Annotated in this window: 5 protein-coding genes; 3 read left to right on the top strand and 2 right to left on the bottom strand. The window is 61.9% G+C overall.

The features are described from left to right. The first annotated feature begins 270 nt into the window (after positions 1-270). The 3 genes from AC1ECN_RS38275 to AC1ECN_RS38265 all read left to right on the top strand — a co-directional run bounded on the left by AC1ECN_RS38275 (position 271) and on the right by AC1ECN_RS38265 (position 2,598). Positions 271-582: a mobilization protein gene (locus AC1ECN_RS38275; protein WP_130726102.1), complete on the top strand. Its 312-nt coding sequence runs from the start codon at positions 271-273 to the stop codon at positions 580-582. After that, a complete protein-coding gene (locus AC1ECN_RS38270) occupies positions 579-2,261 on the top strand; it encodes a type IV secretory system conjugative DNA transfer family protein (RefSeq protein WP_130726103.1) in 1,683 nt (560 codons plus the stop codon). The genes AC1ECN_RS38275 and AC1ECN_RS38270 overlap by 4 nt, the downstream gene beginning before the upstream one ends. Before the next feature lie 91 nt (positions 2,262-2,352). Beyond that, on the top strand, positions 2,353-2,598 hold the full coding sequence (locus tag AC1ECN_RS38265) for a WGR domain-containing protein (RefSeq protein WP_477956013.1): 246 nt from the start codon (positions 2,353-2,355) through the stop codon (positions 2,596-2,598). Between the two features lie 62 nt (positions 2,599-2,660). Here the strand turns inward: AC1ECN_RS38265 and AC1ECN_RS38260 are convergent, their stop codons facing one another. Both AC1ECN_RS38260 and AC1ECN_RS38255 read right to left on the bottom strand, forming a co-directional pair. Then, the gene (locus AC1ECN_RS38260) at positions 2,661-3,584 is read right to left on the bottom strand and encodes an ArdC family protein (protein ID WP_477956012.1); all 924 of its coding nucleotides are present in this window, start codon (positions 3,582-3,584) and stop codon (positions 2,661-2,663) included. 268 nt (positions 3,585-3,852) lie between these two features. After that, a partial coding sequence (locus AC1ECN_RS38255; RefSeq protein WP_477956010.1) for a LysR family substrate-binding domain-containing protein occupies positions 3,853-4,305 on the bottom strand: 453 nt, incomplete at its 5' end.

Below are 4,305 nucleotides of genomic sequence, written 5' to 3'. Positions count from 1 at the left end.
CGCCTCTGCCGGCCTTCGCTACTGGAGTTGCGCCAGCAACTCGTAAGTGCGCCCTTGTGCCTTCGTCGCTTCGCGCCTTCGGGCACTGGTGGGAGCACGCGGCAATCTCCCGATGACCTCGTAAGCCGTTCACCCGGTCGCTTCCACGCGCAGATTTGCGAGTAGCCGACATGCCACCATCGCTGCAGCATCTGCGCATGCGATCGTGTGCGGTTATCGTCCTGATGCCGTTCGGCCGATCGCTGATTGTGGAACAGGGAGACGATGGCAATGGCACGTAAATCCATCGGCGAACGGCTCGCCCAGCTGGAGGCGCAGCGCAAGACATTGCAGATCCGGCTCAGCAAGCAGGAGCGCGCCATCGATACGCGCCGCAAGGTGCTGATCGGCGCACTGGTGCTGCATCGGCTGGAGCATGACCGCGAGGTGCAGATCGGCGGAGGACTGGCCGAGTGGCTGAGACGGGAACTGCCAAAGTTTCTCACCCGCGATGGCGACCGGGATCTGTTCGACGATCTGCTGAAGCCGCAGGCAAATGAGCCGACTATCGGCAATATCGGCAACGGGAGCGCGGCATCATGATCCATGCCAACCAGATCAAAACTGCCTTCGCAAACATGATGCACATGGCGGCCCGCGATCCGCTCTGGGCGATCGTCGCACTGATCACGTTTCCGCTGCGATATGCCAAGTCGTTTGTCATGGGTGCGGCCGGCTACTTGTTTGTCGTGTTCACCGTCTACTTCGGGATCGACTACCTCAGACGCGTGATCCTCGGCGGCCACAGGGGTGACGTCATCTGGCATATCGGAGATTGGGTGGTGATGGCCTTTGCCATCGTGCTGCTCATTCGGCTGTTGTCGACGCCGCTGATCACGCATTTTGGATCGGCGGTGGACGACACGCATGGGTCGGCGCGCTTTGCCGGCCGCAGAGAGATTGCGCCTCTGACAAAGGCAGAAGGCGGATTGCTGATCGGCCGTGCGAACAACTCCGGCCGGCTTCTTCGCTACAGCGGACCGGCTCATCTTCTGACCATGGCGCCGACGCGCAGCGGCAAGGGTGTCGGCACCATCATCCCCAACCTTCTGACAGCCGACCGCTCGATCATCTGCATCGATCCGAAAGGCGAGAATGCGCAGATCGCAGGTGATGCACGAGAGAATTTCGGGCCGGTTCATATCCTCGATCCGTTCGGCATCACCGGCAGACCTTCGGCTGCCTTCAATCCAATGGACGGCGTTGATCCAGGCAGCGTCGACGTCGCCGAGGATGCAACGACACTCGCCGACGCACTGGTGTTCGACGAACCAGGCTTGTCAGGGGACGCCCATTGGAACGAGGAAGCAAAGGCGCTGATCGCTGGATTGCTGCTGCATGTGCTCGCCAGCCAGCCAGACGACAGGCGCACGCTGACCACGCTCAGGCACTTGCTGACGCTGGCACCGGAAGCGTTCCGTGCCGTGCTGGACGAGATGCAGAGAAGTGACGCGGTCAACGGACTGATTGCGCGCGCCGCCAACCGTCATCTTGGCAAGTCGGACCGTGAGGCAAGCGGCGTATTGTCGGCAGCCCAGCGACATACGCATTTCCTCGACAGTCCGCGCATGACCGAGGTGTTGGGGCGATCGGATTTTCGGTTCGGTGACCTCAAGGCAAACAAGGCGACCGTGTTCCTGGTCTTGCCGCCAGACAGGCTTGCGGCCTATTCGCGATGGCTGCGATTGCTGGTGGCCCAGAGCCTGACCGAGATGGCGCGAACGGCCCCCTCGCCGCAACCATCTGCGCCACCGGTTCTCTATCTGCTCGACGAGTTCGCCGCCCTTGGTCATCTGGCGCCGATCGAACGCGCCATGGGATTGATGGCAGGTTACGGTGTGCAACTCTGGCCGATCATCCAGGACATCCATCAGCTGCGCGCCACCTATCGCCAGCGCGCCGGCACGTTTCTCTCCAATGCCGGCGTGCTGCAAGTGTTCGGCGTCAATGATCACGACAGCGCCCGCCTGGTGTCCGATCTGCTTGGCCAGGAGACCGTCGTCTTCAACACGGCGGCCCGCGCGCTCGATTCGGAAAGGACAGGTCTCTCCTTCGCCGAGCAGCATGTCGGCCGGCCGCTGCTGACGCCCGACGAAGTGCGCAACGTGCCTGCCGAGACCGAGCTGCTGTTCATCGCCGGTCAGCGGCCCATCGTTGCGACAAAGTTGCGCTATTATTCCGATCCGGAATTTGCCGGGTTGTTCACTGCATCACAGATCTGACGAGGCGACATCACCAACGTGAATCGATCTAGCCGGATCGATTCACAAATGTCGTTGGACGCAGTGAACCGTTCTTTGCGATTCTGCCGACATGAGTACGCAACCCTATCGTCTCTACATCGAACGCATCGATCCATCGAAGAACATGGCCCGCTTTTATGCGCTGTCGATCGAGCCGAACCTMTTCGGCGAGACATCGCTGGTGCGCAGCTGGGGACGTATCGGCAGCCGCGGGCAGCAGAAGATCCATGTCTTCGACAGCGAGGCAAAAGCCGTCGATCTCCTGCTCAGCCTTTTGCGCAGGAAGCGGTCGCGAGGCTACCTTCCGCGGCAGTGATCGGCATCCGCGTCTCTCATGCCTGAGTGAAGGAAGAGACGGCTGAGGAAGGAAGAGACGGCTCACGCCGCCGCCTCCTCCTCGTTGGCTTCCGGCTGCAAGGAATGCAGGTAATCGACCGCCCGCTGCGCATGGGCTGCCGCCGAGAAGATGGCGCGCTTGTCGTTACCCAGAACCTTCAGCCAGCTATCGAGATAGCTTGCGTGGTCGGGGCGCGGTTCGAGCTCTGGGACGATGCCGAGATCGGCGCAGAGAAACGCGCTGCCGAGTTCGGCAATCAGCTCCTCGCGGGCGCGGTCGCTCCGGTCTTTCGCATAGCGGCTGAGATCGCGATCAAGCCGTCGCGCTGCGCCGGTCCAGTGCGTCATCTCGTGGCTGAGGATGGCGACATAGGCGGCATCGTCCCGGAAGGCATCCAGGCACGGCATCTGGATGTAATCCCGGTGGGGGGCATAATAGGCAGCCGTACCTCCATGCCGGATCAGCGCGCCGGTATTGGCAAAGAAGCGGCCGGCATTGCCGATCCGGCTCATCGGATCCTCACCAGATGCGACGTCATCAAAGCGGCCGTCGAGACCGGCGATCTGGTCGGTGTTGAACACCGTGTAGGTCTTGAGGAATGGAATATCCTGTTCGATCTCATTGCCCGTCTCGGTCGTCTCGGTGCGGATGAACGAACTGGCAAAGACCACGGTCGTGCCGGTTTCGCCCTTGCGAACGGCGCCGCCAAGTTCGATTGCCTGGCGAAACGTCATCCAGCGTGATGAGGCAAAGCCGCGGGCGATGGCTTGCGACCACAGCAGCAGGACGTTGATGCCGGAATAGGGTTGGCCGTTGTGGCGCAGTGGCCGGCTGACCTCGCCGGTCGCATGTCCCGTCGTCCAGGGTCTGGTCCATGGCCGCACGCCCTGTTTAAGATCGGCGATGATCGTGTTGGTGATGCGGCTGTAGATATCGGATCGTTGATTGGATTGCTGCCTGCTCATGTTGGAACCTCCGTTTCGAGGTCGCGGCCATCGCGACCTGCTACGGCGGTCCGAAAGCCAGGCGGCAAGCGGCGCCTGCACCCGCAGGGCCGCAACGAAGTGGAGGACGGCAAAGCCGTTGCCGGCGGCGCGAGCCTGGCAGGACCCAAAGCCGGGGCAGGACGCGGTGGCCGCAATCTAAGGGGAGGTTCTGATAGAGGCAGACGTGACTGATCCGCGAGGCGGCATCTCGTCGCTCGCGTCACAGATGAACAGCCGCGCAGATCGCTTAGCTCACCGGCCGCGCCAATGAGCGGGCGATATCGACGATGTCGTCGCGCGAGGCGGTTGGATCGTCCTTGCTCCAGGCGACCCCAAGCCCGATCCTGAAATCGATGCCTCTGACCGCCTTCAGCTCGAAGGCCCGGTTCGGCAGACCCTCGGTCCATTCCGGCGCAAAGCCGATGCCAAGGCCGGCCGAGACCAGCGACACCAGCGAATAGGTGTCGTCGCAACTATAAGCGATGTTGCGGGTCAGGTCGTATTCCTCGAACTTCTCGTTGAAGTACCGTTCGGTGTAGGAGAGGTTCTTGCGATTGAAGGCGATGATCCTCTCCCCGCGCAGATCGTCGATGGCAATCTCCGCCTGCTCCGCCAGCCGGTTGCTCCTGGCGACCGCCAGCAGATATCGCTCATGAGCGATCGAAGCGAAGCGCAACGAGCCGATGTTTAGCCGATGTTT

The sequence above is a fragment of the Rhizobium sp. 01N447_2 genome (assembly GCF_056399245.1).
Note: the sequence above shows the minus strand (reverse complement) of the source record. Positions and strands in the feature narration are given on the sequence as shown.